The 26,680-nt window shown below is 61.4% G+C and carries 19 protein-coding genes and 3 tRNA genes; 10 read left to right on the top strand and 12 right to left on the bottom strand.

Translation table 11 applies throughout. The features are described from left to right. The first annotated feature begins 111 nt into the window (after positions 1–111). The 5 genes from CUC44_RS05065 to CUC44_RS05045 all read left to right on the top strand — a co-directional run bounded on the left by CUC44_RS05065 (position 112) and on the right by CUC44_RS05045 (position 5,965). On the top strand, positions 112–918 hold the full coding sequence (locus tag CUC44_RS05065) for an HAD family hydrolase (RefSeq protein ID WP_100858905.1): 807 nt from the start codon (positions 112–114) through the stop codon (positions 916–918). A gap of 29 nt (positions 919–947) precedes the next feature. Beyond that, entirely contained in the window at positions 948–1,712 is a 765-nt protein-coding gene (locus tag CUC44_RS05060; protein WP_100858904.1) for a DeoR/GlpR family DNA-binding transcription regulator, read from the top strand. A gap of 420 nt (positions 1,713–2,132) precedes the next feature. Then, positions 2,133–2,891 (top strand): MurR/RpiR family transcriptional regulator, encoded by a 759-nt coding sequence (locus CUC44_RS05055; protein ID WP_100858903.1) that lies wholly within the window; start codon positions 2,133–2,135, stop codon positions 2,889–2,891. A 118-nt stretch (positions 2,892–3,009) separates the two neighbouring features. After that, positions 3,010–4,518: a PTS transporter subunit EIIC gene (locus tag CUC44_RS05050; RefSeq protein WP_100858902.1), complete on the top strand. Its 1,509-nt coding sequence runs from the start codon at positions 3,010–3,012 to the stop codon at positions 4,516–4,518. 13 nt (positions 4,519–4,531) lie between these two features. Further along, positions 4,532–5,965 carry a 6-phospho-beta-glucosidase gene (locus CUC44_RS05045; RefSeq protein WP_100858901.1) on the top strand — a complete coding sequence of 478 codons (1,434 nt, stop codon included), beginning with the start codon at positions 4,532–4,534 and terminating at the stop codon, positions 5,963–5,965. Positions 5,966–6,261: 296 nt separating this feature from the next. Here CUC44_RS05045 and CUC44_RS05040 read toward each other — a convergent pair whose 3' ends face one another. From CUC44_RS05040 to CUC44_RS05020, 5 genes are all read right to left on the bottom strand, one after another. Further along, the gene (locus CUC44_RS05040; protein WP_100858900.1) at positions 6,262–7,779 is read right to left on the bottom strand and encodes a DUF1254 domain-containing protein; all 1,518 of its coding nucleotides are present in this window, start codon (positions 7,777–7,779) and stop codon (positions 6,262–6,264) included. 320 nt (positions 7,780–8,099) lie between these two features. Next, the gene (katG, locus tag CUC44_RS05035) at positions 8,100–10,274 is read right to left on the bottom strand and encodes a catalase/peroxidase HPI (protein ID WP_100858899.1); all 2,175 of its coding nucleotides are present in this window, start codon (positions 10,272–10,274) and stop codon (positions 8,100–8,102) included. 810 nt (positions 10,275–11,084) lie between these two features. After that, positions 11,085–11,160 (bottom strand) — tRNA-His (locus CUC44_RS05030). Between the two features lie 45 nt (positions 11,161–11,205). Beyond that, positions 11,206–11,282: transfer RNA gene (locus tag CUC44_RS05025), tRNA-Arg, on the bottom strand. Between the two features lie 35 nt (positions 11,283–11,317). Then, a tRNA-Pro gene (locus CUC44_RS05020) sits at positions 11,318–11,394 on the bottom strand. Positions 11,395–11,596: 202 nt separating this feature from the next. Between CUC44_RS05020 and folD the strand changes: the two genes are divergently transcribed. Continuing rightward, positions 11,597–12,454, top strand: a complete 858-nt coding sequence (folD, locus tag CUC44_RS05015) for a bifunctional methylenetetrahydrofolate dehydrogenase/methenyltetrahydrofolate cyclohydrolase FolD (RefSeq protein WP_100858898.1) — start codon at positions 11,597–11,599, stop codon at positions 12,452–12,454. Positions 12,455–12,687: 233 nt separating this feature from the next. Here folD and CUC44_RS05010 read toward each other — a convergent pair whose 3' ends face one another. From CUC44_RS05010 to CUC44_RS05000, 3 genes are all read right to left on the bottom strand, one after another. Beyond that, positions 12,688–13,851 carry a trans-sulfuration enzyme family protein gene (locus CUC44_RS05010; RefSeq protein ID WP_100858897.1) on the bottom strand — a complete coding sequence of 388 codons (1,164 nt, stop codon included), beginning with the start codon at positions 13,849–13,851 and terminating at the stop codon, positions 12,688–12,690. A 169-nt stretch (positions 13,852–14,020) separates the two neighbouring features. Beyond that, positions 14,021–15,070 carry an isopenicillin N synthase family dioxygenase gene (locus tag CUC44_RS05005; RefSeq protein ID WP_100858896.1) on the bottom strand — a complete coding sequence of 350 codons (1,050 nt, stop codon included), beginning with the start codon at positions 15,068–15,070 and terminating at the stop codon, positions 14,021–14,023. A 397-nt stretch (positions 15,071–15,467) separates the two neighbouring features. Continuing rightward, entirely contained in the window at positions 15,468–16,106 is a 639-nt protein-coding gene (locus CUC44_RS05000) for an NAD(P)-dependent oxidoreductase (protein ID WP_100858895.1), read from the bottom strand. A 100-nt stretch (positions 16,107–16,206) separates the two neighbouring features. On the opposite strand from CUC44_RS05000, the gene CUC44_RS04995 reads away from it, so the two are divergent. Further along, complete coding sequence (locus CUC44_RS04995; protein ID WP_100858894.1) at positions 16,207–17,115, top strand: LysR family transcriptional regulator; 909 nt, start codon at positions 16,207–16,209, stop codon at positions 17,113–17,115. A gap of 76 nt (positions 17,116–17,191) precedes the next feature. Here the strand turns inward: CUC44_RS04995 and CUC44_RS04990 are convergent, their stop codons facing one another. After that, entirely contained in the window at positions 17,192–17,932 is a 741-nt protein-coding gene (locus tag CUC44_RS04990; protein WP_100858893.1) for an SDR family oxidoreductase, read from the bottom strand. 240 nt (positions 17,933–18,172) lie between these two features. On the opposite strand from CUC44_RS04990, the gene CUC44_RS04985 reads away from it, so the two are divergent. Beyond that, entirely contained in the window at positions 18,173–19,081 is a 909-nt protein-coding gene (locus tag CUC44_RS04985) for a helix-turn-helix domain-containing protein (RefSeq protein WP_100858892.1), read from the top strand. Positions 19,082–19,114: 33 nt separating this feature from the next. Here CUC44_RS04985 and CUC44_RS04980 read toward each other — a convergent pair whose 3' ends face one another. Together CUC44_RS04980 and CUC44_RS04975 are read right to left on the bottom strand one after the other, a co-directional pair. After that, on the bottom strand, positions 19,115–20,638 hold the full coding sequence (locus CUC44_RS04980) for an EAL domain-containing protein (RefSeq protein WP_167388784.1): 1,524 nt from the start codon (positions 20,636–20,638) through the stop codon (positions 19,115–19,117). After that, the gene (locus tag CUC44_RS04975) at positions 20,628–22,148 is read right to left on the bottom strand and encodes a sensor domain-containing diguanylate cyclase (protein ID WP_167388783.1); all 1,521 of its coding nucleotides are present in this window, start codon (positions 22,146–22,148) and stop codon (positions 20,628–20,630) included. Before CUC44_RS04975 ends, CUC44_RS04980 begins: the two co-directional genes overlap by 11 nt. A 436-nt stretch (positions 22,149–22,584) precedes the next feature. On the opposite strand from CUC44_RS04975, the gene CUC44_RS04970 reads away from it, so the two are divergent. Then, the gene (locus CUC44_RS04970) at positions 22,585–24,729 is read left to right on the top strand and encodes a TonB-dependent siderophore receptor (protein WP_100859118.1); all 2,145 of its coding nucleotides are present in this window, start codon (positions 22,585–22,587) and stop codon (positions 24,727–24,729) included. A 107-nt stretch (positions 24,730–24,836) separates the two neighbouring features. Next, a complete protein-coding gene (locus tag CUC44_RS04965) occupies positions 24,837–25,604 on the top strand; it encodes a siderophore ferric iron reductase (protein ID WP_100858889.1) in 768 nt (255 codons plus the stop codon). 108 nt (positions 25,605–25,712) lie between these two features. Here CUC44_RS04965 and CUC44_RS04960 read toward each other — a convergent pair whose 3' ends face one another. Beyond that, on the bottom strand, positions 25,713–26,633 hold the full coding sequence (locus CUC44_RS04960; protein WP_100858888.1) for a LysR substrate-binding domain-containing protein: 921 nt from the start codon (positions 26,631–26,633) through the stop codon (positions 25,713–25,715). Positions 26,634–26,680: the final 47 nt, after the last annotated feature.

Below are 26,680 nucleotides of genomic sequence, written 5' to 3'. Positions count from 1 at the left end.
ATGACATAAGTGAACCAAAATAAACATAAAACATCAATTTTGTGTTTGTTTGTGTTCATTTTGTGGCGGTGATATAGTGATCACAATGGTGATGGAATTAAAGGTAAGATCATGATTAAGCTGATTATTACTGACATGGACGGGACTTTTCTCAACAGCCGGGGGGACTACAACCGGGCGCTTTTCTCCGAGGTCGTCAGTGCCATGGCGCAGCAAGGGGTGCATTTCGCCCCCTGCACCGGCAAGCAGGTGGACAGGGTCGAGGAGCTGCTGGGGGAGGAGAGTGCGAACTTCTGGATCCTGGGAGACAGCGCGACCCGCATCAAGCATCAGGGCCGCTATGTCTATCAGTCGCTGTTACAAAACCGCCTGGGGCTGGCCATCATAGCGCAGCTCGCGCGGGTGCCGGGCTCGCATATCACCATCGCCTGCACCCCCGAGTTCGCCTTTATCAGGGAGGATATCGAACCCCACCTGAAAGAGTTGGTGCGCCGCTCCTATAGCAAAGTCAAAACCGTCAGCGATTTTAACGAGATCAGCGCCGATTTCGTGAAGATCACCGTCTATGACGAGCAGGGTCGCTGCCCTGAGCTAAGAGGTGAGCTCGATGCCTTCAATGAGGATGCCTATATCGTCGTGTCCGAGAAGAACTGGATCGATATCGCCAACGCGGGGGTGCACAAGGGCACCACTGTGGCCAGGCTGCAGGCCTTGGTCGGGGCTGGCAAGCATGAAACCCTGGTGTTTGGGGATGGGCTCAATGACATCGAGCTGATGGGCTGCGCCGATCTCAGCTTCGCGATGCGAAATGGCTGCGATGAGACCAAGGCGGCGGCCAATTTCATCACCCGCTCCAATGACGAAGACGCCGTCATGCACACCATATTGCAACTGCTGGCCCTGCAACGTCATGACTAACCCCACCACCTGAAGGCACAGAGTTATCTATGGAAAAGTATTCACTGGAAGAGCGGCAGCTGTTGATCCTGGATCTGCTGGCATCACACCACAAGGTGATGGCAGCCGATCTGGCGCCCCAGCTCGGCACCACTGAGGCGACGATCCGGCGCGACCTGCGCCATCTCGCCGATGAGGGGCGCTGCAAGCGCATTCATGGGGGCGCGATCTCGCTGTCGCCGCAGACCAGTACCCTGACGGAGCGCAGCAAGAACCAGGTCAACGAGAAGCAGGCGTTGGCCCTGGCGGCCTTGAAGATAATCAAGAAGGATCAGCTTATCTTCCTCGATGCCAGCAGCACCCATCTGTCCTTGGCCGTCCTCTTGCCCGAGCAGCTGGGCCTGACGGTGGTGACCAACAGCCCGGCCATTGCCGTGCGGCTCCTGGAGCGAAAGGGCATCAGGACAGTTCTGATCGGTGGCGAGCTGGATTACATGGTCGGCGGCGCCGTCGATATCACGGCGGCGGAGTCCATCAACAAGTTCCGCTTCGATCTCTGCTTCCTCGGGGTGTGCGCCTGGTCCTCGGATCTGGGGTTCAGTGCCATCCACTATCAGGACAGCGAGTTCAAGCGGCGGGTGGCCTCGCGCTCGGGCTCCTTGGCGGTGCTCTGCAATGACGACAAGATGGAATCCCTGGCGTCCTACCCCTTCCTGCACTCCAGTGAGCTGGATTACCTGATCTGCAGCCGGCAGGACGCCGTCCTCATGAGTCATTTCGAGGCGTCTGGCTGCACCGTCATCACGGCCGGATAACAGGGGACTGTGTTGGCCGCCATCGAGAGAGGCATCACGAATGGATACGTCCATCCACTGGCGGCAGCTTGCGCTCAGGCGCCTTGGGGGAGAAATAGAGAAGTACGCTCACTCCCTGCTGGCCTTGTATGAATGGGACAAGCCCGCAGCCCCAGTGGCGGGAGGTACTCGCCGTTAACGCGATATTGTGTCCTGTAATAGACAGGGTGACACCCACCAACATTTAGGCTCCATGCAGAGCCTGAATATCCCTTCTCTGATGGAAGCCTTGGGCAGATACGGGAGCACCCTGCCGATCTGATTGTGATAGTTATCACAGAACGCGCCTTTAGATTTATCCTTCCTCGACCGGTTTGCTCCTTTTGTTACACTGCGTGACATTATCCTGAATAAGGACGCGGCTGCGCCTGGTGGACAACAATGTTTAATAATCAGTTGGTCTCAACATTAAATACCTTCGAGTTTAAGGTATATAACTATGTGATGAAACATCATCAGACGGTTATCTATATGACGGTCAGGGAATTGGCCGAAGCCTGTGATGTGTCGACCGCCACCATATTGCGATTTTGCAAGAAGATGAATTGCAGCGGTTATGCGGAATTCAAAGCCTATTTGAAAATGAATGCCGAGAAGCGCGGCGAAATATCCCTGCCGCACGGTGCCAACGAGTTTCTCTCTTTTTTCAAGAGCATCAACAACGACGAGTTCGATGCCCTGATCGCGAGCGCCGCCGAGCAGATCGCCGGGGCCGAGCGGGTGATCTTCGTCGGGGCGGGCAGCTCGGGCACGCTGGGGCGCTACGGGGCGCGCTTCTTCTCCAACATCGGCAAGTTCAGCAACCACATCGACGATCCCTACTACCCGGTCAACACCGACATGTACAAGCAGGCGGTGGCGATCGTGCTCTCGGTCTCCGGGGAGACCACCGAGATAGTCAAGCTGGCGAAACAGTTCCTGTTTCATCACTGCAAGCTCATCACTATTACCAGCGACAATAAATCCACCCTGGCCCAGATGGCGGATTTCAATATTTCATATCATGCGGCGCGGCTGGTGGTCGACAATGAATATGATATTACTACCCAGGTGCCGGTAATTTATATCATCGAATCCATTGGTCGCCAATTGGCAAACAAGATAAGTGCCGAAGTGTCACAGGGTGTGTCTTTTATGTAACAAGTAACACTATGGGTATTTTGTTATATCGTGACAAGGATGAGTGCTTTCCCTACCATCAATTCACAACATTTGAATTGTTTCGATATTAATTAATAAATGGCAGGGAAGGAACATTATGGCAATTAACTATGCTGACTCGGCGAAACAGATCGTCGAGTTGATTGGTGGTGACGGCAACGTCATCAGCGTCACCCACTGCGCCACCCGGCTGCGGTTTGTCCTAAAAGAGATGGCCAAGGTCGACAAGGAGGTGCTGAAACGGGTACAGGGAGTCATCACCGTCATCGAGTCCAGCGGTCAGCTGCAGGTGGTGATCGGCAACCACGTCGGGGACGCCTACCGGGAAGTGCAAAAACTGGTGCAGGTAGACGAGAACGCCGTGGTCGATGCGCCCAAGGTGGGCATGGTGAACCACCTGATGGACATCATCTCCAGCATCTTCGCCCCCTTCCTCTACCCGCTGGCCGCCTGCGGCGTGTTGCAGGGGCTCATCTCCTTCTTCGCCGCCATCGGCTGGATGGACCCCGCCAGCGGCACCTTCCGCATCCTCAACTTCGTCTCCTGGACCGGCTTTACCTTCCTGCCGGTGATGGTCGCCTTCACCGCCGCCAAGAAGTTCAACGTGAACCCCTTCACCGCCGTGATCGCCGCCTGCGCTTTGGTGTCGCCCGATTACATGAACATGCTGACCGCGAACAAAATCATACTCGCGAACTCCGCGGATCCGGCGGTGCAGGCGCTGATGCAGTCGGCGATGGAGAACCCAGTCATCAACGAGGCCATCGTCAACCTGGTAGGGGTGCCGCTCAACAGCGCGCCACTCAGCTTCCTCGGTCTGCCGGTGCAGTATCTGAGCTACACGGCTTCGGTGATCCCCATCATCCTGATGGTGTGGGCCATGTCCTATGTGCAGCGCTTCTTCGAGCGGATCCTGCCGGTGGTGGTGCGCAACCTGTTCACCCCCATGTTCTGCCTCGCCATCATGGTGCCCCTGACCCTGCTGGCCTTCGGCCCCATCGGCAACCTCATCGGCGGTGCCATCGGTGGCATCTACAACACCCTCTATCATCTGAGCCCGTCCATCGCCGGCTTCGTGGTAGGCGCTGTATGGACACCGCTGGTGACCCTGGGCGTGCATTGGGGCATCACCCCAGTCACCGTCGGCAACTACGCCACCCTGGGCTATGACACCTTCACCGGTCTGCAAGCCTCCGCCGTGTTCGGCATCGCCGGCGCCGTGTTCGGGGTCTATTTCAAGGCCAAAGACGCGGAACTAAAAAGCATGACCCTCTCGGCCGGGGTGACCGCGCTGTTTGGCATCACAGAGCCCGCCATCTACGGGGTGGCCCTGCGCTTCAAGCGTCCGCTCATCTGCGGCTGCCTGGCCGGTGCCATCGGCGGCACTGTGGCGGGGGCCTTCAATGCTGTTTCCTGGAGTTACTGCATCCCCGGCATCGCCGTGCTGCCGGTGTTCTTCAAAGAGGGGCACATGGCGCAGTTCCTGGGCTTCCTGCTCTCCATCGGCGTCGCCTTTACCCTCGGCGTCATCTTCTCCTGGATGGCAGGCTTTCAGACCGATGCCGACGTCAGCCAACCCCAGCCGCTGAAATCCGAAGCCGTATAAGGAGCGACAAGTCATGAACAACGCATTGCCGAAAGAGTTTCTGTGGGGGGGGGCGGTCGCCGCCCACCAGGTAGAAGGGGGCTGGGATCAGGGTGGCAAGGGGCTTAGCATAGTCGATGTACTCACCAGCGGCGCCCACGGGGTGGAGCGCGTCATCACCGACCAGATTGAAGAAGGCCGTCGCTACGCCAACCACGAGGCGGTGGATTTTTACCACCGCTACAGAGACGACATAGCACTCTTTGCCGAGATGGGCTTCAAGTGTTTTCGCACCTCCATCGCCTGGTCGCGCATCTTCCCGCAGGGTGACGAGGCCGAGCCGAACGAGGCGGGGCTGCGTTTCTATGACGACATGTTCGACGAGCTGCTGCGCCACGGCATCGAGCCCGTCATCACGCTCTCTCACTTCGAGATGCCGAACCATCTGGTAACCCAGTACGGCGGCTGGAAGAGCCGCACCGTGCTGGATTGCTTCGTGCGCTTTAGCGAGGTGGTGCTGCGCCGCTACCAGCACAAGGTCAAATACTGGATGACCTTCAACGAGATCAACAACCAGCGCAACTGGAAGGTGCCGCTGTTTGGCTACTGCTGCTCCGGGGTCATCTACAACCAGGAGCCGAACCCGGAAGAGTGCATGTACCAGGTGCTGCACCACCAGTTCGTGGCGAGCGCCAAGGTGGTCAGCCTGGGCCACGAGATCAACCCGGACTTGCAGATAGGCTGCATGCTGGCCATGGTGCCGCTCTATCCCTACTCCTGCCACCCGGACGATGTCATGTATGCGGAAATCGCCATGCGCGAGCGCTTCCTGTTCGGGGACGTGCACATGCGTGGCCATTACCCCGCCTATATCCGCAAGGAGTGGCAGCGCAAGGGCTATCAGATCGTCATGGAAGCGGGGGACGAAGCGATCCTGCGCGCGGGCTGCGCCGATTATATCGGGCTGAGCTACTACATGAGCAACGCGGTGCGAGCGCACGGCGCCGGCACGGGTACCGCCCTGTCGGGCTTCGAGGGCAGCGTGCCCAATCCCCATGTGCAGGCCTCCGAATGGGGCTGGCAGATAGACCCGGTCGGGCTGCGCTACACCCTGAACCTGCTCTATGGCCGCTACGAAAAGCCGCTGTTTATCGTTGAGAACGGCTTCGGGGCGCGGGATCAGAAAGATGAGCGAGGGGAGATAGATGATGACTACCGTATCGCCTACCTGCGCGCCCATATCGAGCAGATGAAACTCGCCATCGTCGAGGACGGGGTAGATGTCATGGGCTACACCCCCTGGGGTTGCCTGGACTGCGTCTCCTTCACCACAGGTGAATACAGCAAGCGCTACGGCTTTATCCACGTGGATAAGAACGATGACGGCAGCGGCAGCTTTGCGCGCAGCAAGAAGCGCAGCTTCGACTGGTATCGCCAGGTCATCGCCAGCAACGGTGAGACACTATAGTCGGTGTGCTTAATATGCTGCCTTGATTGAATAAAACCTGTTATTGATCCCGCCGAGTATCATTTAACCATGTGGTTATACAGGTTTTTTAATATCAAGGCAGTGTAATGCATTGTCGTGAGAGGGCTGAATTGACATGTCGACATCGAGCTGTCGAGCCGTGGATCCCGCCCTTATCCGCAATAAAAAAAACCGACCTCAGGGTCGGTTTTTTACGTTGGGCGCCCTGCCTCATATCTCATCTTCCAGGTGGAGAATGTGCTGCAAGAGCTTGTGCCCCAATCATGCTTAACGTTTTATGCGCGCTCGAAATCCGCCAGCTTGAAGGTCTTGTGGTTCAGCTCGTCGGTCGGGCCATAGAAACGCATGGCCGGCAGCGGACGTTTGCCGCTGGTGGGGATCCAGTTGTTGGCCAGCTCGCTCGGGGCCTTGGGGCCCACATAGAGGGTGACGCCGCCGTCCGGGTTCTTAACCATCTTGTCGAGATCGTAGGAGGAGAGGGTGGTACGCCCGCTCTCGCTGTAGATAAAGGACATGGTGTCGCGGTTATAAACCGTCAGTGCCCAGAACTGCTTCACCGGCATCTTGGCCGGGATGGTGAGCTTGTAGAGCTGACCCGCTTCCAGCAGCTTGCCTTGGTTATCCGCGAGGCACATCAGGTACTGGGTGGCCGGGGTATCGCTCAGCACCTTGGGCATATAGGTGCACCAGAAATACTCTGCGGCCCGGTTGATGAGATCGATGCGATCCTCGTAGATGAAGGTGAAGGTCTTGTTGTCATCGGCCTGCAACAGGGAGGCGTAGTGCCGGTCTGGCCAGTAGAGCTTCTCTTTCGGGAAATTGTCGTACCAATGCTGCATGTAGAACCAGGCATCGATGGCCGCCTGGCGCAGCGCCTTCCTGGTTTTCTCGCTGGGGTTGAATGTCATGCCACGGCCAATGCCGAGGGAGGAGAGCATCCCCATCATCACCTTGTCCTGCTCGCGCACGGGCTCGACACTGGCAATGGCATTCAGATCGTCGAAATGGCGCTCGTCGTAGTAGGGCAGGGTGGGGTAGCGCTTGTTGCCGGGATCGACGAAGCGCTGGGTCGGCGGATTGCTCGCCTCAGAGAGGTAATACATGCGCAGGCGCTTGGAGTAGTGATAGGCATCTTCCGTCGTTTTGCCGGGGGCCGGCACCGAGCGAAAGGCAAAGGCCACGCGAAAATTGGGTGACGGGACATGCAGATAGCCGGCCGGGATAGCTCCGCTGTAGCCAGGGGGCGTCAGCAAAAACTTGCCGCCCTTGCCCTTGTCGAGCCCTGCCGGACCCACATCGGCGATGGTGAACTGCCAGGCATCGACTATCTGCCCATACAGGCTGCCATCCGGGCCCGCGGCGGGCACCTCCAGCACGGTAGGGCCGCGTTGCAAGTCGGTGAAGGCCGTGATGTAGGGGGTGGTGCTGTTGGCCGTGATGGCCTCAAGATGCGGGGTGGCGGGCTTGGCATAGGCGATGATGTCGTTGTCTTTTAAGCCCAGATGCTCGAAGGCGGCGCGCCTGAAGCTATAGATGGCGACCGCTGGCATATTCCACAAGACGGCCTCGAAGGCCCGCTGGTATGTGATCTGGTACTCGAAATCATCGATTGAGCTGACGGCCCCTGCGGGAGGCAGGCCCCCTTCGGTTTCCCCAGGTTGACCTGCGCCGTGGCGCAGTGGCGTCTTCAGTGACAGCCCCTCGGCAAATGCCGGTGTGGGGAGCCTCAAGACCGTCAGGCCGACGGCGGATCCCAGTGCCAGTTTGTAAAACTCTCTGCGTGTGATGGGCATATAAACATCCTTGCTGATGTGGGTCGCGGCAATGCTATCCCGATGACTATAGAAGGGTTTTTGTGAGGAATCTGACTTGGGTGCCATACGTGAACATTCCATGGTTTGGTGACAATGTCCACTCATTGGGATGAAGTCGAGCTGATGCGACAGACGCCAAAGGGGCGGCTCCAGGTTTCCCGCAAGGCGGCCTGGGATGACCTTCGTCATCGCGCTCGCTGCTTGCTGATGCACTCAAAAGAGTGATGGCGGCTCCCTGCGGCATCGATAAAAAAGCCCGGTAGTGATACCGGGCTTTTTGGTTGAACCGTGGGTTAACCTCAGGCCAGATCGAAACGGTCCAGGTTCATCACCTTGGTCCAGGCGCCGACGAAGTCCTTCACAAACTTCTCCTTGGCATCCGCGCTCGCGTACACCTCGGCCAGCGCCCTCAGTTGAGAGTTCGAGCCGAACACCAGATCGACCCGGGTGCCGGTCCACTTGGCCTTGCCGCTCTTGCGATCATGGCCCGTGTAGACCCCCTTGTCCGCCGTCGGCTTCCACTCGGTGCCCATGTCGAGCAGGTTGACGAAGAAGTCGTTGGAGAGGGTGCCGGGCTGAGTGGTCAGTACCCCATGCTGGGAGCCTGCGTTGGTGCCAAGCACACGCATGCCGCCCACCAGTACCGTCATTTCGGGGGCGTTCAGGGTCAGCAACTGCGCCTTGTCCACCAGCAGGGATTCCGAGAAGTGGGCATAGTCGCCGCCCAGATAGTTACGGAACCCATCGGCCTGGGGCTCGAGCACGGCGAACGCCTCGACGTCGGTCTGCGCCTGGGAGGCATCCATCCGGCCCGGGGCGAACGGCACTGTTACTGTGACTCCCGCCTTCTTCGCCGCCTGCTCGACGCCGACGTTGCCCGCCAGCACGATCAGATCCGCCAGTGACACCTTCTTGCCACCGGTAGCCGAGGCGTTGAACCCTTGCTGGATCCCCTCGAGGGCCTTGAGCACCTTGGCCAGTTGGGCCGGCTGGTTGACCGCCCAATCCTTTTGCGGGGCGAGGCGGATGCGGGCACCGTTGGCGCCACCGCGCTTGTCTGAGCCACGGAAGCTGGCCGCAGACGCCCAGGCGGTGGAGACCAGCTCGGAGACCGAGAGGGAGGAGGCCAGGATCTTCTCCTTGAGGGCCGCCACGTCCTTCTCACCCACCAGTTCGTGATTGACGGCGGGGATGGGGTCTTGCCAGATCAGCTCCTCTTTTGGTACTTCCGGTCCCAGGTAGCGGGCTACCGGGCCCATGTCGCGGTGGGTCAGCTTGAACCAGGCGCGGGCGAAGGCATCGGCGAAGGCTTGCGGATCCTCGTAGAAGTGGCGGGAGATCTTGCCAAACTCGGGGTCAAAACGCAGGGTCAGGTCCGTGGTCAGCATGGTCGGCTTGTGGAATTTGCCGGGGATGTGGGCATCCGGGATGATGTCCGGCGCATCTTTGGCGACCCACTGCTTGGCACCGGCCGGTGACTTGGTCAGCTCCCACTCGAACTTGAACAGGTTCTCGAAGAAGTTGTTGCTCCAAAGGGCCGGGGTCTTGGTCCAGGTTACTTCGAGACCGCTCGAGACGGTGTCCTTGCCGTGGCCGCTGCCGTAGTTACTCATCCAGCCGAGGCCTTGGGCCTCGATCGGTGCGGCTTCCGGCTCCGGCCCCTTGTGGGATTCCGGCGCGGCGCCGTGGGCCTTACCGAAGGTGTGACCACCGGCGATAAGGGCGACGGTCTCCTCGTCATTCATGGCCATGCGACCGAAGGTGGAGCGGATGTCCTTGGCGGCCTCCATGTAGTCGCCGCTGGCGTTCGGTCCCTCCGGGTTGACGTAGATCAGGCCCATGTGGGTGGCGCCGAAGGGGGCGGTGAGTTCACGATCCCCCTTGACCCGATCCGGATCGACCCCGAGCCAGGCGATCTCATCCCCCCAGTTGACGTCCTGATCCGGCTCCCAGACATCCGCTCGTCCGCCACCGAAGCCGAAGGTGCGGAATCCCATGGATTCCAGCGCAACGTTGCCAGCGAGGATCAAGAGATCGGCCCAGGAGATCTGGCTGCCGTATTTCTGCTTGATGGGCCAGAGCAGGCGGCGTGACTTGTCGATGTTGACGTTGTCCGGCCAGCTGTTGAGGGGGGCGAAGCGTTGTTGGCCGCGACCGCCGCCGCCACGGCCATCCGTGGTGCGATAGGTGCCGGCGGCGTGCCAGGCCATGCGGATAAATTGAGGGCCGTAGTGGCCAAAGTCTGCCGGCCACCAATCCTGGGAGTCGGTCATCAGCTTGACCAGATCCTTCTTGAGGGCCTTGTAGTCCAGGCTTTCGAACGCCTTGACGTAGTCAAAGTCGTTGCCCATGGGGTCTGAGCTGGCGGAATGCTGGTGCAGCAGATCCAGGCGCAGCTGGTTCGGCCACCAGTCACGGTTGGTTCGGCCGACGCCGGCGGTGTGGTTGAAAGGGCATTTGCTTTCTTCACTCATCTCGGTCTCTCCTTGGCAGTCGTTTCAAAGCTCACGATGTCAGTATGGGAAAAATTTCCACATTGCGATGTGGCGCTGTTTCGCAGCTCAGGCCATGTCGAGACTCGGCTGCGATCAATTAATCCTTATTTTTCATAATCTTGTTCATCCACGATACGAATGACTCGCGAAGAAATGGATTAAGCCTATCTATTTTAACAATATATTCACACTTGCCAGGTCGGAATGGCACGGCGCCCTCGTCAATCTGCGGCATTGGACGCTTTTGCCTCCATTGCTGGGGCGCGTACTTGCTTCGACGCTGGGCTGCGGCGGGCAATATGCAGACAGGGTGACCAACAGAGGCTGTTATTCACTTCTTAATCAGTATCACAGGGTTACACCGCAAAACTTGCGCTACATCATTGTGAGCCGGGATAGGCCAGGCGTTGGCAAGGCTTGCGTCAGATTCTGTGAGCTTGGTACTAACCACCTGAATTGTTGGATATTTTATTCATCTTTTCGCAACTGGTTCGAAGTGATATAGACAGGATGGACAGGCAGGCCTGGGCGGCGAGCGAGGATGGCGGGGCATATGCACTGGCTGTTTGGTGGCAGCTGGCAGGCAGATAAAGAGGCAGAACAGGGAAGGATGATCTGGGTAGAAGAAGTAGCAGGGGAGAAGAGGACCAGGGCCGAGCTGGATGGCTAGCCCTGCTTTGACGCAGATAACAAAGAACCGGCGCTAGGCCGGTTTTGAGTGCATGCCGAGGAGGGCATGCGGTCAGTCAGACTGACGGCTGTTGGCCGCACGCGGCACAAACAGAATAATGGGGTGGCTGATGGGGCTCGAACCCACGACAACCGGAATCACAATCCGGGACTCTACCAACTGAGCTACAGCCACCACTGAAATTGGCCGTTAATGTTCGCTTAGAAAGCCTCACATTAATGGCGCGCCCTGCAGGATTCGAACCTGCGACCCACGGCTTAGAAGGCCGTTGCTCTATCCGACTGAGCTAAGGGCGCTCTGTATCGAGAAATCAGGGACTCCTCGATGAACCTGGTCGGTGATAAAGGATTCGAACCTTTGACCCTCTGGTCCCAAACCAGATGCGCTACCGGGCTGCGCTAATCACCGAAATTTCACTGTCCAGCATACCGATGACGGCACCACTGGGCAACGGGCGGGCATAATACCCAAGCGAGAAAGCCAGCGTCAATGACTTTTTCCGCCAGTAAATTCAAGTGCCTACTTATTGCCCGCCAGGCGAGAGCCGCTAACACCCGCGCCAAAAAAATGCGACAATGCGCGCAGTTGAACACAGGATGAGTGAAGAACGATGTCTGCCAAAATCATTGATGGAAAACAGGTTGCGCAAACGATTCGCAGCCAGGTCGCCGCACAGGTCCAACAGCGCGTCGCGTTGGGCAAACGGGCCCCTGGACTGGCGGTGATCCTGGTGGGGATGGATCCGGCCTCCCAGGTCTATGTCGGCAGCAAGCGTCGTGCCTGTGAAGAGGTGGGCTTTGTCTCCCGCTCCTATGACTTGAGCGCCGATGCGAGCCAGGAAGAGTTGCTGGCCCTGATCGACAAGCTCAATGAGGACGCCGAGGTGGACGGGATCCTGGTGCAGTTGCCCCTGCCGGCGCACTGCGACACCACCCAGTTGCTCGAGCGCATTCGTCCCGACAAGGATGTGGATGGCTTCCATCCCTACAACGTGGGCCGCCTGGCCCAGCGCATCCCGGCCCTGCGCCCCTGCACTCCCAAGGGCATCATGACCCTGATCGAGGCGACCGGGGTCAAGACCCACGGCCTGCATGCTGTGGTGGTCGGTGCCTCCAATATCGTGGGCCGCCCCATGACCCTGGAGCTGCTGCTGGCGGGTTGCACCACCACCACTTGCCATCGCTTCACCCAGGATCTGGAGGCCCAGGTGCGCCGCGCCGATCTATTGGTGGTGGCGGTGGGCAAGCCGAACTTCATCCCGGGGGAGTGGGTCAAGCCCGGCGCTCTGGTGATCGATGTGGGCATCAACCGCCTGGCCGACGGCTCTTTGGTCGGAGACGTGGAGTTTGAAACGGCGCGCAGCCATGCGGCCTTTATCACGCCGGTGCCCGGTGGTGTGGGCCCCATGACGGTGGCCAGCCTGATGGAGAACACCCTGAGCGCTTGCCAGGACTATCACGACGCTTGAGCCAGGTCGGGGAAGGGGAGTCCGAGGGCCGACCCATTCTCATCAGGTATCTAGTAGCAACGCTTTATGCTACTTAAGTGTTGTTGTGTGGTGTGTTGTCACGTAAAAGTCGAATTTTTCGGTATAAAAAAGGGAAGGCTAAGCCTTCCCTTTTTGTTTTCTGCGCCTTTTGCGTTTTATAGCCGCCTTGTCTTTGACCTCCGTCGAGGACGGCTTTGGCAAGGCACTCAAGGTCAGATCAGCGCCAGCGCCGCCGCCAGATCGGCGATGAGATCGTCGGCATCTTCCACCCCGATGCTGAAGCGAATGAGGTCGTCATTCACTCCGGCGGCGAGCCGGCTCGCCTCGTCCATGGCGGCGTGGGTGGTGCTGGCCGGATGGCAGGCCAGACTCTCGAGATCCCCGAGGCTCACCGCCTGCACGAACAGTTGCAGGTTGTCGAGCAGGGTGGCGCAACGGGCAAAGCCCCCTTCCAGCTCTATGCTCACCATGCCGCCAAAGCCGCTGGCGAAGGCGCCGAGGGCGTCGTGGCCCGGGTGGCTCGCGAGCCCCGGGTAGATCACCTTCTTCACCGCCGGGTGAGCGGCCAGGAAGTCGGCCACCTTCTGGGCATTGTGCAGATGGGCATCCATGCGCAGGGGCAGGGTCTTGACCCCGCGTTGCAGCAGATAGGCCTCTTGCGGGCCTATGGGGGAGCCGATGTGCTTGAGTGCCACGGTGCGGATGGACTTCATCAGGGCGTGGGAGCCGGCCACCACACCGGCGATGATGTCGCCGTGACCACCGAGATACTTGGTGCCGCTGTGCATCACGATATCGATGCCAAGCTCCAGCGGGCGCAGCAGATAGGGGGTGAGGAAGGTGTTGTCACAGACGCTGATGGCGCCCACCTTGCGGGCCGCCTGCACGACGATGCGCGGATCCACCACCTTGAGGGTGGGGTTGGTCAGCGTCTCGAACAGCACCACCTTGGTGGCGGGACTGATGTTGGCCAACAGATCCTGATCGCTCTCATAGGCGGTGACCCGGATGCCGGCGCGGCTGAAGGTCTGCTTCAAGAAGGCATCTGTGCCGCCGTAGAGCGGGCCTATGTAGGCCACCTCGTCACCGCTGTCCGCCAGGGCATACATGATGGCGCTCACCGCTGCCATGCCGCTCGCCACCACCAGCGCCTCGTCGGCCCCCTCCAGCGCAGCCAGTTTCTGCTCAAGCTCCGCCGTGGTGGGGTTGCCAAAGCGGCTGTAGATAAAACCGGGAGCCTGGCCTGCGAAGCGCTCCTTGCCCGCCTGGGCATTGAAGTAGCTGAAGGTGCTGCTCTGGTAGAGGGGAGTGGTGAGGGCGCCGGTCTGGGGATCGATACGCTGGCCGCTGTGCACGCTCATGGTCTTGAATTTCATTGTTTTCTCCGTCACGCCAGGGTGCTGGCGCGCTTGTTCTGTGTTGGATAATGATTGGCTCGGCACAGGTGTTCGGGTTTGCCTGTGGCCGCTGGTCGAGCCGCAAGGGCGCCCCGATGGCGCCCTACTTAAATGCGTGTCTGTGCCTCTATTTTGGCACTTCTCTTCATCAGGCTGGTATAGGCTCTTGCGCCTTGTCCCGTATCCCCTGAGCCGCGCCATCAGGCTGCCCATAGTGGCGCGCTGCCACGTCCGGGTGGGAGCGCAGCCGGCCCTTGAGCACGTTCTCCCCCACCTGATAGAAGAGCGGGTTGGTGGGATCGCTCTCCGGCCCCTGCGCCTGGGCGGCCAGCTCAGGTGAAAGGGACAGCAGCGGCACTGTGGCGTCCAGCCTTGCCGCCATAAAGAAGGCGCAGGAGAGGCGCGAGACGCCGGGGGGCGGGCTCACCACCCGGTGCAGGGTCGCCTTGAGATAGCCGTTGGAGGCCAGCTCCAGCAGCTCGCCTATGTTGACCACCAGGGCCCCCGCCAGGGGCGGCGCCGAGATCCAGCCATTTGCCGTCTCCACTTCCAGGCCGGATTGATTGTCTTGCATCACCAGGGTCAGGTAGCCCGGATCCTTGTGGGCGCCGACCCCCTGGTCACTGCTGCCCGCTTCCCGGCCCGGGTAGTGGATCAGCTTCATGTGCTGATAGGGGGCGCCGCGGATGCTGGCATCGAACACGTCCGCCGGCTGCTCCAGCACCTCGGCGAAGGCCGAGAGCAGGCCCAGGGTGATGTCGGTCAGGCGCTCCTGCCAATCTAATAAATGTGTCTTCATCTCCGGCAGGGCGGCGGGCCACTGGTTGGGGCCGGTCAGTCGCTGCCAGGGCTGGTGCAGCGCATATGCGCCGATCGCCGTCTCCTCGCCCATGATGTCAAACTGCTCGCGCCTGTCCGGTCTGGCGCGGGTCAGCTCGGCCCCCACCTGGTTGTAACCGCGAAAATGAGGGGAGTGCACCATCTGCACCGACCGCTTCTCCTGCTCCGGCAGGGCGAAGAAGCGCGCCGCCAGCCCCAGGGTTGCTTTCTGATCGGCCTCGCTCAGGCCATGGCCGGTCAGATAGAAGAAACCCACCTCCCGCGCCGCCTGGCCGAGCCTTGCCAGCATCTGGCGACGAGCCTCAGGGGCGCCACTCAGGGCGGCAAAATCGATGATGGGCAGTGATACGTTTTCCATGTGCATCTCCTCACGCGGTCAGATCCGGGCGTCTTGTCCGTTTTAGTGGTGCGCCGCCGGTGGCCTGGGGCCGAACTCGAGCGGTAAGCCACTGGCTTGAGGTGATACTAAGGTTCGAAGTTATAACGGCAAAACAACGAATTATTCTTAGTTATATACAAAAATCGAAATGGAATTCGTTTTATGTTCGGGAGGGGTGGCTTGAACGGCCTCGAGGCCAGGATGGGCGCGGCTTTGTCCTTCTGAGAGGCTGGCGCCAGATGCTTTGGCTGACAGGGGCGAGGCAGGCAGATAAACCTGCTGTTGGATAAGAAAAACAAGGAGGGAGGCATTAGCCCCCCTCGTTTCTATGGTGTTTCTAGCTGCCCTCGGACGTGGCGTCAGGGGCCTGGGAAGATCAGTAGCCCAGGGTGAAGCGCTGGCGCAGGTGAGCCGGTTGCTCCACCTCGTTCATCACCCCATCGGCCAGATCGCCGACCGTGATGCCGGCGGGCTTGTCGCCGCTAAACAGCACCTGATCGCCGCCGAGCTGGTAGCCGCCGCGTTTCTCGCCGGGTTCGAGGAACACAGGGGGGGAGACAAAGCGCCAGTCGAGGCGGGTTTCACGGCGCAGCGCCGTGAGGCCGTCGCGGGCGGCCAGCGCCCCTTGCTTCCACTCGGCCGGGAAGTCAGGGGTATCCACCAGTTGCACGCCGGGGGCAATCTCCAGACTGCCGGCACCGCCGATGACCAGCAGCCAACTGTTCGCCGCCACGGCCGCGCTGACGATGGCGCTGGCGCCCTTGAGGTACTGCTCGTAGATATCCGGCACGCTCCAGCCCGGGTTGTAGGCACTGATCACCCGATCGTGTCCCTTGAGCGCCTCGGCCAGGGCCTTGGGATCCTGGGCGTCCACCGCCACGGCGTGGACCCGGGGATGGGGCGCTATCTTGCTCACATCGCGTACCAGGGCGGTGACGCTGTGGCCACGGTCGATGGCTTCGTTGAGGATGGCTGCGCCGACAAAACCGCTGGCACCGATCAGGGCAATTTTCATGGGGATTCTCCTTCACTGTTGGAATGGGGTCATCCTACGCCCCCGGATGTGATTTAATAATCCACTATAAAATGCATTCACTTGTAAGCTGGATTTAATAATGGATCAGCTAAGACGCTACGCCATCTTCGCCGCCGTGGTGGAGGCGGGCACCATGACCGGGGCCGCCAAGGCCCTCGGCATGACCCCCTCCGCCGTCAGCCAGCACATCAGTCAGCTGGAGGCCCTGCTCGGCCTCACCCTGCTGCACCGCTCCACCCGCCGTCTCAACCTGACCGAGGCGGGGGAGGTGGTGTGGCAGGGCTGCCAGGCCCTGCAACAGACCCTCAATCAAACCGAGCTGCGCCTGTCCGAGGTACGCGACAGCCTGCTCGGCGAGGTGCGGATCACGGCACCGGTGGGTATGGCCGGCCAGCCCCTGGCACGGGCGCTGTCGCCGCTGCTGCAGGCCCACCCTGGCCTCTGCATCCAGATCATCGCCGACGATGGCAAGCGGGATCTCATTGCCGAGCGCATCGACGTGGCGCTGCGGGTCGGCACCCTGTCCGATTCCAGCCTGGTGGCGCGTCGGCTGGGGCAGACCCGCATGCTGCTCTGCGCCTCACCTGCCTATCTCGCCCGCAAGGGCACACCGCGCACCCCGGAGGATCTGCTGGCCCATGACTGGCTGGCGTCGGACCTGCTCGGCGGTGGCCTGATGCTGCTCGATGAGAAGGGGCAGGGCCACAAGGTGAGACCCAAGCCCAGGGTACTGTGCAACAACGTGCTGCCGCTTCGCCAGTTCACCCTGGCGGGGCAGGGGATCTCGCTGCAACCTGAGGGGGAGATAGCCGAGGATCTCGCCTCTGGCCAACTGCTGGAGCTGTTGCCGGGCTTTCGGGTGCCCCCCATGGAGATACATGCCATCACCCCCCAGCGGGAGATCCCGGAGAAGGTGCGGCGGGTGATCGCCGCCCTGCGCCGTCACTTCGACGAGCCCCAGGGGGCGGGCGCTGCCCATTCGCTCTAGACAGGCGGCCAGGTGGCAAAGGGCGGCCCGGCAACCCGCTGGGGGAAGGGCGCCGAGCCGCCCGGGCATGGCGGGGCTACTTCATGTAGAGACCGCCGTTGATGGCCAGCGTCTCTCCCGTGATATAGGCCCCCGCTTCGCTGGCGAGGAAGACCACGGCGGCGGCTATCTCCTCCGGCTTGGCGAGACGGCGCATGGGGATGTCCGCCTTGATGCTGTCGAGGATGTCGGTACGGATCGCCTCCACCATGGGGGTGGCGGTGTAGCCGGGGGCGATGGCGTTGACCGTGACCCCGAAGCGCGCCCCCTCCGCCGCCAGCGCCTTGGTGAAGCCCAGCATGCCCGCCTTGGCCGCCGAGTAGTTGACCTGGCCGAATTGGCCCTTCTGGCCGTTGACCGAGGAGATGTTGATGATGCGGGCATCGCGCTGCTCGCACATGGCGTCGAACAGCGGCTGGGTCACGTTGTAGAGGCTGCACAGGTTGGTGTGGATCACCTCGAACCACTGCTCGGGGGCCATGCGCTTGAAGGCGCCATCCCGGGTGATGCCGGCGTTGTTGACCAGCACGTCGATGCGGCCCTCCTCACGCAGCAGCTGGCCCAGGGTCTCGCGGCACATGGCGGTGTCGGCCACGTCCAGCGCCAGCAGCCGCACCCGCTCGGGGTGATAGCCTTGCGCCTCGTACCAGTCGTGGGCGGCCGCCGCGTTGGCGCTGGAGTGGGTGGCGATGATGCGATAGTCCTGCGCCAGCAGGGCCGTGGTGATGGCGGAGCCGATGCCGCCGCGGGCTCCGGTGATCAAGGCGATTCTCTTCATGGTTGCACTCCCTGCAATATTTGGGTTCGAATGAAGACCTTATGGTGTTTGCCGACCAATTGATAGATCTGTTTTCAAACAATCTGGCAGAGAGAGGCGTCACTTTTGTGACAAGGAGCGGGCCCTGACCTTGCGCCGCAGGGAGATAGCGCCGCCTGGACCCTTGCCGCCGGGGCGGCGGCCATGTTAAATGTGCACTCCCTGAACGGAGGCTGAACCTTCGCAGGCAGAGATCCCATCATGACCGCATCCCTATTCCTCCCCGAGCCCGGCCCGGTGCCGGCGGCTCGCCCCCAGTTCACCCGCATCGAGCGGGTGCTCGACTACATCCATACCCATCTGGATGAGCCCCTCTCCCTGGAGCAGCTGGCGGAGCAGAGCTGCTGGTCGCGCTGGCAGTTGCAACGGGTGTTCCAGCACGAGACCGGGCTGACGGTGGCCCACTATGTGCGCGAGTTGAAGCTGAGTCAGGCGGCAGAGGCGCTGCTCTCGGGGCGGGAGCGGGTGCTGGATCTGGCGCTCTGCTATGGCTTTGGCTCGGAGGTGAGCTTCAGCCGCGCCTTCAAGCAGCACTTTGGCTGCTCGCCCCTTGCCTATCGCAAACGGGGACAGCGGCTGGGCCTCGCCATGCCGCTGGTGCGTGCCCAGACGCCCCAGGCCTGCGCCTCGAAATGGGTGCAACTGAGGGTCGAGAGCCGACCCGGCTTCGTGCTGCATGGGGTCAGGGGGGAGATCCGGGGGCTGTTTGCAGAGGAACCCGATTTCCACCAGACGGTTCCCGCCATCTGGCGCGCGGCCCAGGCGGCAGGCCTGCCGGTGACCAGCGAGCTGCTGGGAGTGGTAGAGGTGTCGGCGGCGGGGGAGGCGCTGCCCTATTGGGCCGGGGTGGCGGCGACGGAAGGCGCCATCTTGCCCGCCGGACTCGCCCGACTGGCCGTCCCGCCCCAGGAGTATGCGGTGCTCACCCACGTGGGCCCCATCCATCAACTGGCAGAGACCCTCAACTGGTTCATCCTGCACTGGCTGCCCGGCTCCCATTATCGGGGGCTGGATGGCTTCGAGCTGGAGCGCTACGGCCCCCACTTCAACGGGGCGCAGGCGGATGCCCGCATGGAGTACTGGCTGCCCGTCGCCCCCTGTGAGGGGTGAATTCTCCTCTCTGGGGGCGAGTGAAGAGGGGGATCAGGTCTGGGGCAGAAAGTGCTGGCTGAACTCGGCCGGCGGCAGGGGTTTGGCGAAGTAGAAGCCCTGCTGAAAATCGATGTCATAGCGGCGCACCATCTCCACCTGGGCCGCGGTCTCCACCCCCTCGGCCACCAGCGCCACCTCCATCCTGCGGGCGAGATCCAATATGTTCTCGACGATGAGGCGAGAGGGTCCCTCCTCCTGAATGCCCTTGATGAAGCTGCGATCGATCTTGATGATGTCCACATGGAACTTTTGCAGATAAGAGAGGCTGGAGTGACCCGTGCCGAAGTCATCGATGGCTACCAGCACCCCAATCTCATCCAGGGCATCGAAGATGCTCAGGGTCCGGGCATCCCCATCGAGCATCTCCCGCTCGGTGAGCTCCAGCACCAGCCGGATGTCGTGGCCCGCGAGGGCCGTCAGGAAGGCGCGACACTCGGCAACGATATCCTCATTTTTGAAGTGCTGGGCACAGACATTGATGGCCACGTGAAAGCCGGGTGGCAGCCGGTCGGCCACCTTGAGCAGGTAGTCCAGGGTCTGCTCCATCAGCTGACGGGTCATGGGCACTATGTAGCCGCACTCTTCCGCCAGCGGGATGAAGTTGCCGGGGGCTATCATGCCCTGCTCCGGATGGCGCCAGCGCATCAGCACCTCGAAGCCACACAGGGCGCCCTGGCTGTTCATGACGGGTTGCATATAGGGGATGAACTCACGGGCCGCCAGGGCGCGGGCCAGCTCGCGGCGCGGTGAGCCGCCCCGGCCGCTCAGATGAAAGGTGAGCAGCCCCAGCAGCAGCGCCAGCACGGGGGTGGCGAGCAGGGTGTCCCGGTTGTAATCCCAGGCGAAGGCCAGGATCTGTGGCAAACCGTTGAGGGCCACCAGCCGATAGGGATGCCCCTCAGGGGAGCTGGACAACAGCTTGTGCTCGTCTTGCAGCAAGGGGGCGGCAGAGAGGGTCATGCCATGGCCGTCGAGCGCCCTGTCTCCCAGGATGAAGAAGAGGTTCTCCTCCCCCATGACGGCTTGCAGGGCGCCGAAGATGTGAAAGCCGTCCAGTTCGGCCAAGAGGGTGCGCTTGCCGAGCTGCTTGCGATAGAGGATGGCGGTCTGGCCCGTGATGGGGCTGTGGCTCGCCAGGATCAGGTCCTGCTTGCCGAGGAGGTAGTCTGGCAGGTTCTGCGCCTGTATGGGCCTGTGCAGAGTGGTGCAGAGCAGGCGGTTGCCCTCCAGCACATAGAGCGCCCGGGCGTAGGGGGAGGCGATGGTGAGATCCCGCAGCGCCAGCGTGTTCTCCTTGCAGGCGCGCCCGACCAGGGGGCGGGCCGCTTCGATCAGGGCCTGACTGTCATCGATGGCGGCGTCGATCATGGCCTCGGCATGGCGCAGGCTGCGCTCGCTGTCCTTGCGAAGGCCCGTGGCCGCCTGCATCAGGTTGAGGACGGTCAGCGCGATCAGCAGGCCGATGCCGAGCAGGGCGGCCAGACGCAGTCGTTGCTTGAGGGTTTCAGTCGGCATAGTGCACCCGATTCTTGCCACTCCGCTTGGCCTCATACAGGGACTGATCAACCTTCTCGATCAGCTGTGAGATGGATTCTTGTTGCCATTGACCGAGGCCGGCGGAGAAGGTCACTACCAGATCCGCCTCACGCCACTGGCGGGTTTCGACCCGTTGGCGCCAGTGCTCGAGCAGGGCGATGGCCGAGTTCTTGTTGTCACCCGGGATGAGGAGTGCCAGCTCCTCGCCGCCATAGCGATAGAGGTTGGCCCGTTTGCCGGCACCCTGCATCCCCTCTTGCGCCACGGTTTTGAGTACCGTATCCCCCATCAGGTGCCCCCGTTTGTCATTGATGGCCTTGAAGTTGTCCAGATCGACCATGCCGAGGAAGAAGGGCTGGCCGTTGTCGACGCAGGCTCTGAGATCCTGATCGAAGCTGCGGCGATTGAACAGGCCGGTGAGGGCATCCGTGGTGGAGGCGGTGACCGCCTCCTGCATCTGATCGTGGCCGCTCTGGATCTCCTGGCGCAGCAGGTTGTCGGGCTTGTCCAGATCGATGCGACCGATGCGCAGCATGGCGACTATCTGGATGATCATCTTGTTGAAGCAGTTGCGCAGGGAGCCCCAGCACAGCAGGCAGATCAGCAGGCAGACCGGAATGGCGATCAGCAGCAGGTAGGCATCGGCTCGGGTGGCGCTGTTGAAGTCGGCATCGCTGACGGTATAGATGACAAACCAGTCCGGGTTGGAGAAGGAGTAGTAATAAACGTGGGTTTGGGTCTGCGGATCATGGAGGTGATCTTCCCCATTGGTCATCTTGCCGATGAGGGCAGGATCGACGCTGTGGCGAAACAGGTTGCTCACATCCGAGTGCAGCAAAATGTCGCCGGCCCTGTCCACCACGTAGAACTCTCCCTTGAGCGGGCTCTTCAACTGGCGCAGGGGATAGCTCAGGTGCTCGAGATTGAGATCCATGGCCAGGGTGCCGAGCGGGTAGCCATCCTGACTGACGATGAGCTGGGAGAAGGAGACGGTCTGCTGCCCCGTCTGCGCATTGGTGTAGTGATCGCTGTAGTTGACGAACAGGCTGCGGGAGGTGGAAGACCTGTACCAGGGCCGGGTGGTGGCATCGAAATCGGTGGCGACTGGCAGGAAGGGGACGGTATTGAAGTGCCCCTGCAGGTCGGAGGCGACGATGCTGGTGATGCTCGGGTTGATAGACAACGTTTGTATCAGCACGGTGCGCAAGGAGGACTGTTCCTTATCGAGGAACCCCGCCAGTTTGGGCCCGTCGATGAAGTTGCTGGTCTCGTTGAGGGTGTATTCCAGCGGCTTGAACTGCTGCTCGATAAACTGGGTGGCCATGTTGTGGACGAACGTGGTGGCGATGGCATGGTATGTCTGCTCGGCCGAGCGCTGAATGAGGCAGCTGACGGTCGCCATGCTGATGACCAGGGTCAGGATGATCACGCCAAAGGAGATATTGAGCTGGGTATTGCAGTGCAGTTCTTTGCTGATGATGTCGTTCATGGGCGCGATCGGGGGGCCTTGTATCGTCTCAAATCGGGCTGATTTTTGGGGGAGGGAGTCTATCTTCATCCCTGTCAGTAGCGCTTGACCCGGATCAAGTGAATTGACGAAAAAAGAGTCAAAGCTCTAAATTGGATTCGTTCAATGGGCGCTTTTTCGGTTTCTTATTTCCTCATGATGGAAGATCCGATCCCGGCCCGCTGGCCGGTAGCAGCTCCGCGCTGCCCGACGCTGACCCAACGGCTGCACCATTGTCGTTTGGATATGCTCTCCGCGCACTTGTCATATTTCGCAGTCAGATGGCGCCGATGCACCGCCATTTCTTCCTCATTGACCCGCCAACATGCCCCAAATTGTTAATTCAGGGGCGAAATAGAACAATAAAATGCAAATGAGATTTGTTACTATTCACATGCAGTTGGCAGTCGAGGATCAGATGCAACTTGTTCACCCCCCATTGACCGTGGTCGCCGCGACCATCTCCGCCCTGTTGGCAGGCTCAGCCCTGGCCGCCGCGCCCCTTGAATCGTCAGAGAAGGTGGCCGACGAGACCCTGACCGTGCTCGGTCAGACCTATCGCAACACGGCGACCAAGACCCAGCTCGACCCCATAGAGACGCCCCAGGCTATCTCGGTGGTGGACAGCGAGACCCTGGAGCAGCGTGGCGTCAGCTCGGTGAGCGAGGCCCTGCGCTATGTGCCCGGCGTCAATACCGAGCTGCGCGGCGGCGCCGTCAATCGGCTGGACCTGTTTAATATCCGCGGCTTTGACAACTACCAGAACTTCTACGACGGCCTGCTGCTGCAATACAACGAGTGGAACCTGCAACCCCAGATAGATCCGGTGGCCATCGAGCAGCTGGAAGTGTTCAAGGGGCCGACCTCCGTGCTCTACGGCAGCATGCCGCCGGGTGGCATGGTCAACCTCATCGCCAAGCGCCCCCAGCGGGACGCCAAACACAGCGTGAGCGTGGCCACGGGCACCGGTGCCCTCAAAGAGATGAGCTTTGACAGCACGGGCGCCATCAACGAGCAGCTCGCCTACCGGGTGGTGGGGCTGGCCCGTCAGAAGGACGGCCAGGCGGTGACCTCGGAAGAGGAGCGCTACGTGTTTGCGCCCTCGCTCGACTGGCAGCTCGGCGAGCGCACCCTGCTGAACCTGAACCTCTACTACCAAAAAGATCCGGAAGCCGGCATCTACACCACTGTACCGGCCAGCGGCTCGGTCAAGAGCAACCCCCTGGGGCAGCTTGGCAGCGATACCTTCCTTGGGGACGAGAACTGGAACGAGTACAACCGGGACGTGACCCTGGTGGGCTACAAGCTGAGCCACGAATTCAACGACAACTGGCAGGTGCTGCAAAATGCCCGCTACATGGACGCCTCCGCCTATCAGCGTAACACCTATAACGCCCCCCTGGCGGTGGACAACCGCACCGTGGCGCGCAACGCCTATCTGACGGACGAGGATTCCCGCGGCTTTGTCATCGACAACCAGCTGGCGGGCAAGGTGATGACCGGCAGCGCCCAGCACAACCTGCTGCTCGGGGTCGATTACCAGTATCTCGATGCGCACATCCTCTATCAGGATACCCTCGACTATTCCGCCCCCAGCATCGACATGTTCAACCCGAACCACAACCAGATAGTGCCGAGTGCCCTGAATTTCTCCTATGAGGATCGCAAGGTCATTCGTCAGTCCCAGACCGGGGTCTATCTGCAGGATCAGGTGCGCCTGGACAGGCTGGTGGCCATCGGCGGCGCCCGTTATGACAGCTACCAGATGGACACCGACAGCCGCGGCCTCTACATGGGAGCGGCCAGTCAGTCCCTGGCCAAGATAGATCAGGACAATCTCTCCTTCCGTCTCGGCGCCCTCTATGAGCTGGATTACGGCTTCTCCCCTTACGTGAGCTATGCCGAGAGCTTCGAGCCGGTACCCGGTGCGGACAAGAACGGCAAGGCGTTTGACCCCTCCACCGGTCAGCAGTGGGAGGGGGGCATCAAGTTCCTGTCCGAGGATATGAGCAAGACCTTCACCGTCGCCGCCTTCCATATCACCAAGGAGAACGCCCTGGTGACGGATCCAGACAACATCTACGGACCCAAGCTGCAGACCGGCGAGATCGTCTCCAAGGGGATCGAGCTGGAAGGGCGGATGGATATCACCGACCAGCTGGATCTGGCGCTGAGCTATACCCGCCAGGACATGGAGATCACCAAGGACACCACGGATCTGCAGGGCAAGACCCCGGTCTGGGTACCCAAGCAGATGGCCTCCCTGTGGAGCAACTACTATGGCGGCGGCAGCCTGCAGGGCATGCGCGTCGGCGCCGGCCTGCGCTACGTGGGTGAGGCCGAGCTCGATGCCGCCAATACCGATACGGTGCCGGATTATGTCCTGATGGACATGTCGGCATCCTACGATCTTGCCGAACTGAGCCAGAGCCTGAAAGGGGTAGAGGCATCCTTGAGCGCCAGCAACCTGCTTGATAAGACCTACTACTCCTGCTACGACCAGAACAACTGCTGGTTCGGCGCCGAGCGTAACCTGGAGGCGAGACTCAAATACGCATTCTAACCCTGCGCCCCGGCCAACGGTCGGGGCTCTCTGCCATCGGCTCTCCGCCGCGAAGCGAAGCCCATTCCATCGGTGCCAGAGGCGCCGGCGGCACTCGGCTTGACGACGTGGCGCAGCAATCGGCTGATCAAGGTGAGCACGAGGGGCTGTTTGCCGCCGCGGCTCAGCTGATCGGCTCCCTCAAGGGGCGCGTGGTGGCGGGGGATCTCCCCTTGCTGACGGCCGCTGACGGCAGCTCGGCGTCCGCCGAGGTGGCGCTGGCGCTGCACGATCACTGGCGCCTGGCGCACCCGGAGGCGGGTCCCGCCTACTGGCTGACCCGCAGTTGGGGCATGCTGTGCTGGCAATCCATTTACCTCGCCATGGTCGCTGTCTACCGGGTCGGCGCCGTGCCGGCTCTGGACAGGCTGGGGCAGGGTCATCAGGGGGGTCTGGTGTCCGGTTTCAGCCTGCCGCTGGCACCCATGATCAAGGGGGAGCGCGAAGTGCTGATCGACGCGGCGGGCACTCGCCTGCACACTCACTGGCAGGGGCTGTTCGAGCTGATGGGGAGTGTGCAGCGGCTAAGGCCCGGTTTTATCCGCCCACTGCTGGCGGACGATCTGCTGTCAGCCCTGGTGCGGGTGCCGGACTTCTTTGGCGAGATAAGCCGGGAGGAGGTCGCGGCCCATGCGCCGCTCTGGCTGGCCGCCTGCGGCCTGCCCGCCGAGCATCTGGCGGGCTGGCGCGAGGTACGGGGAATGGTGGATACAAGCGCCGCCCCCGGCTATGTGCGCCAGCGTTGCTGCCTGCACTACAAGCGCCGGGACGGAGAGCTGTGTGACAACTGCCCGCGGCGACACGGCCACGCCAGCTGCGGGGCCGAGGAAGAGTAAGCAGGAAGAATGAGCAGGAAGAAGCCGCCAGCGTTTGTATGATGCTGGCGTGATGACATCGAGCCGCTCCCGAGCAGCAGAAGGGGGCGGCTTTTTTATGGGTCGGCGTCAGGCACCCATCTTGGTGCGGATCCGCTCGAACAGGCTCTGCAGGCAGGCCTGATCCCGGTCGGCGGCACGCACGGCGCCATACATATGGCGGCGCACGCCTTGGCCAAGAGGCCTGGACTCGAGCAAACCCTGACGCACAAACTCCTCGCTGGCCCAGCGGGGCAGGGCGGCGACCCCGAGCCCGGCGGCAGCCATCTGCAGCATGACGGAGGTGTTGTCCACCGGCTTGCTGCGGGCGGGCTCTACCCCGGCGGGTTGCAGGAAGCGGCTGAACACGTCCATGCGAGCCCGCTCCACCGGGTAGACCAGCAGCACTTCCTGTAGCAGATCTATCGGCTCTATCTGTGTTTTGTGGCACAGCCTGCTATCCGATGCCATCACCAAGGTGAGGTCGAAGGCAAACAGCGGCTCGAAGTGCAGATCTCCTCTGGCCTGCACGTCCGAGGTAAGCAGCAGATCGAGTTGGCCGCCGAGCAGGGCACTGATGGCATCGAAGCCCGGCACGGATTCGACTTCCAGATCCACCCCGGGCCACTGGCGGCGAAAATCCGGCAACAGCGGCAGCAGCCACTGGATGCAGCTGTGGCAATCGAGCGCCAGGTGCAACCGGCCGGCGTCGCCGCTGTGCAGCGCCTGCAGCTGGCGCTCGGTCAGCGCCAGGGCGGGCAACACCTGACGGGCCAGGTTGAGCAACTGCTGGCCCGCCGCCGTCAGCACCAGGGGCCGGCTCTTTCGCAAGTAGAGCTCCAGGTTGAGGCGGGTCTCCAACTCTTTGAGCTGATGGGAGAGGGCGGACTGGGTGAGGTTCAGCGTCAACGCGGCGCCCGCCAGGGAGCCTTGCTCGGCCAGTGCACTGATGGTCTTCAAGTGCTTGATATCGATGTTCAAATTACTGGTCGGATTGTTGGGCACACCCATGATCTCGCTCCTTGTGCATCCACTGCAGGCTGACTTCCATATGGGCT

This window comes from Aeromonas lusitana (assembly GCF_002812985.1).
GTDB classification, from domain to species: domain Bacteria; phylum Pseudomonadota; class Gammaproteobacteria; order Enterobacterales; family Aeromonadaceae; genus Aeromonas; species Aeromonas lusitana.
Note: the sequence above shows the minus strand (reverse complement) of the source record. Positions and strands in the feature narration are given on the sequence as shown.

What these genes read in the sequence shown, in the direction of transcription:
- CUC44_RS04980 (WP_167388784.1), bottom strand. Translation starts at nt 20,638, where the DNA reads ATGCCGACTGAAACCCTCAAGCAACGACTGCGTCTGGCCGCCCTGCTC.
- CUC44_RS05065 (WP_100858905.1), top strand. Translation starts at nt 112, where the DNA reads ATGATTAAGCTGATTATTACTGACATGGACGGGACTTTTCTCAACAGC.
- CUC44_RS04990 (WP_100858893.1), bottom strand. Translation starts at nt 17,932, where the DNA reads ATGAAGAGAATCGCCTTGATCACCGGAGCCCGCGGCGGCATCGGCTCC.
- CUC44_RS05005 (WP_100858896.1), bottom strand. Translation starts at nt 15,070, where the DNA reads ATGGAAAACGTATCACTGCCCATCATCGATTTTGCCGCCCTGAGTGGC.
- CUC44_RS04975 (WP_167388783.1), bottom strand. Translation starts at nt 22,148, where the DNA reads ATGAACGACATCATCAGCAAAGAACTGCACTGCAATACCCAGCTCAAT.
- CUC44_RS05000 (WP_100858895.1), bottom strand. Translation starts at nt 16,106, where the DNA reads ATGAAAATTGCCCTGATCGGTGCCAGCGGTTTTGTCGGCGCAGCCATC.
- katG (WP_100858899.1), bottom strand. Translation starts at nt 10,274, where the DNA reads ATGAGTGAAGAAAGCAAATGCCCTTTCAACCACACCGCCGGCGTCGGC.
- CUC44_RS05010 (WP_100858897.1), bottom strand. Translation starts at nt 13,851, where the DNA reads ATGAAATTCAAGACCATGAGCGTGCACAGCGGCCAGCGTATCGATCCC.
- CUC44_RS05040 (WP_100858900.1), bottom strand. Translation starts at nt 7,779, where the DNA reads ATGCCCATCACACGCAGAGAGTTTTACAAACTGGCACTGGGATCCGCC.
- folD (WP_100858898.1), top strand. Translation starts at nt 11,597, where the DNA reads ATGTCTGCCAAAATCATTGATGGAAAACAGGTTGCGCAAACGATTCGC.
- CUC44_RS04995 (WP_100858894.1), top strand. Translation starts at nt 16,207, where the DNA reads ATGGATCAGCTAAGACGCTACGCCATCTTCGCCGCCGTGGTGGAGGCG.
- CUC44_RS05060 (WP_100858904.1), top strand. Translation starts at nt 948, where the DNA reads ATGGAAAAGTATTCACTGGAAGAGCGGCAGCTGTTGATCCTGGATCTG.
- CUC44_RS05050 (WP_100858902.1), top strand. Translation starts at nt 3,010, where the DNA reads ATGGCAATTAACTATGCTGACTCGGCGAAACAGATCGTCGAGTTGATT.
- CUC44_RS04985 (WP_100858892.1), top strand. Translation starts at nt 18,173, where the DNA reads ATGACCGCATCCCTATTCCTCCCCGAGCCCGGCCCGGTGCCGGCGGCT.
- CUC44_RS04960 (WP_100858888.1), bottom strand. Translation starts at nt 26,633, where the DNA reads ATGGGTGTGCCCAACAATCCGACCAGTAATTTGAACATCGATATCAAG.
- CUC44_RS04970 (WP_100859118.1), top strand. Translation starts at nt 22,585, where the DNA reads ATGCAACTTGTTCACCCCCCATTGACCGTGGTCGCCGCGACCATCTCC.
- CUC44_RS05045 (WP_100858901.1), top strand. Translation starts at nt 4,532, where the DNA reads ATGAACAACGCATTGCCGAAAGAGTTTCTGTGGGGGGGGGCGGTCGCC.
- CUC44_RS05055 (WP_100858903.1), top strand. Translation starts at nt 2,133, where the DNA reads ATGTTTAATAATCAGTTGGTCTCAACATTAAATACCTTCGAGTTTAAG.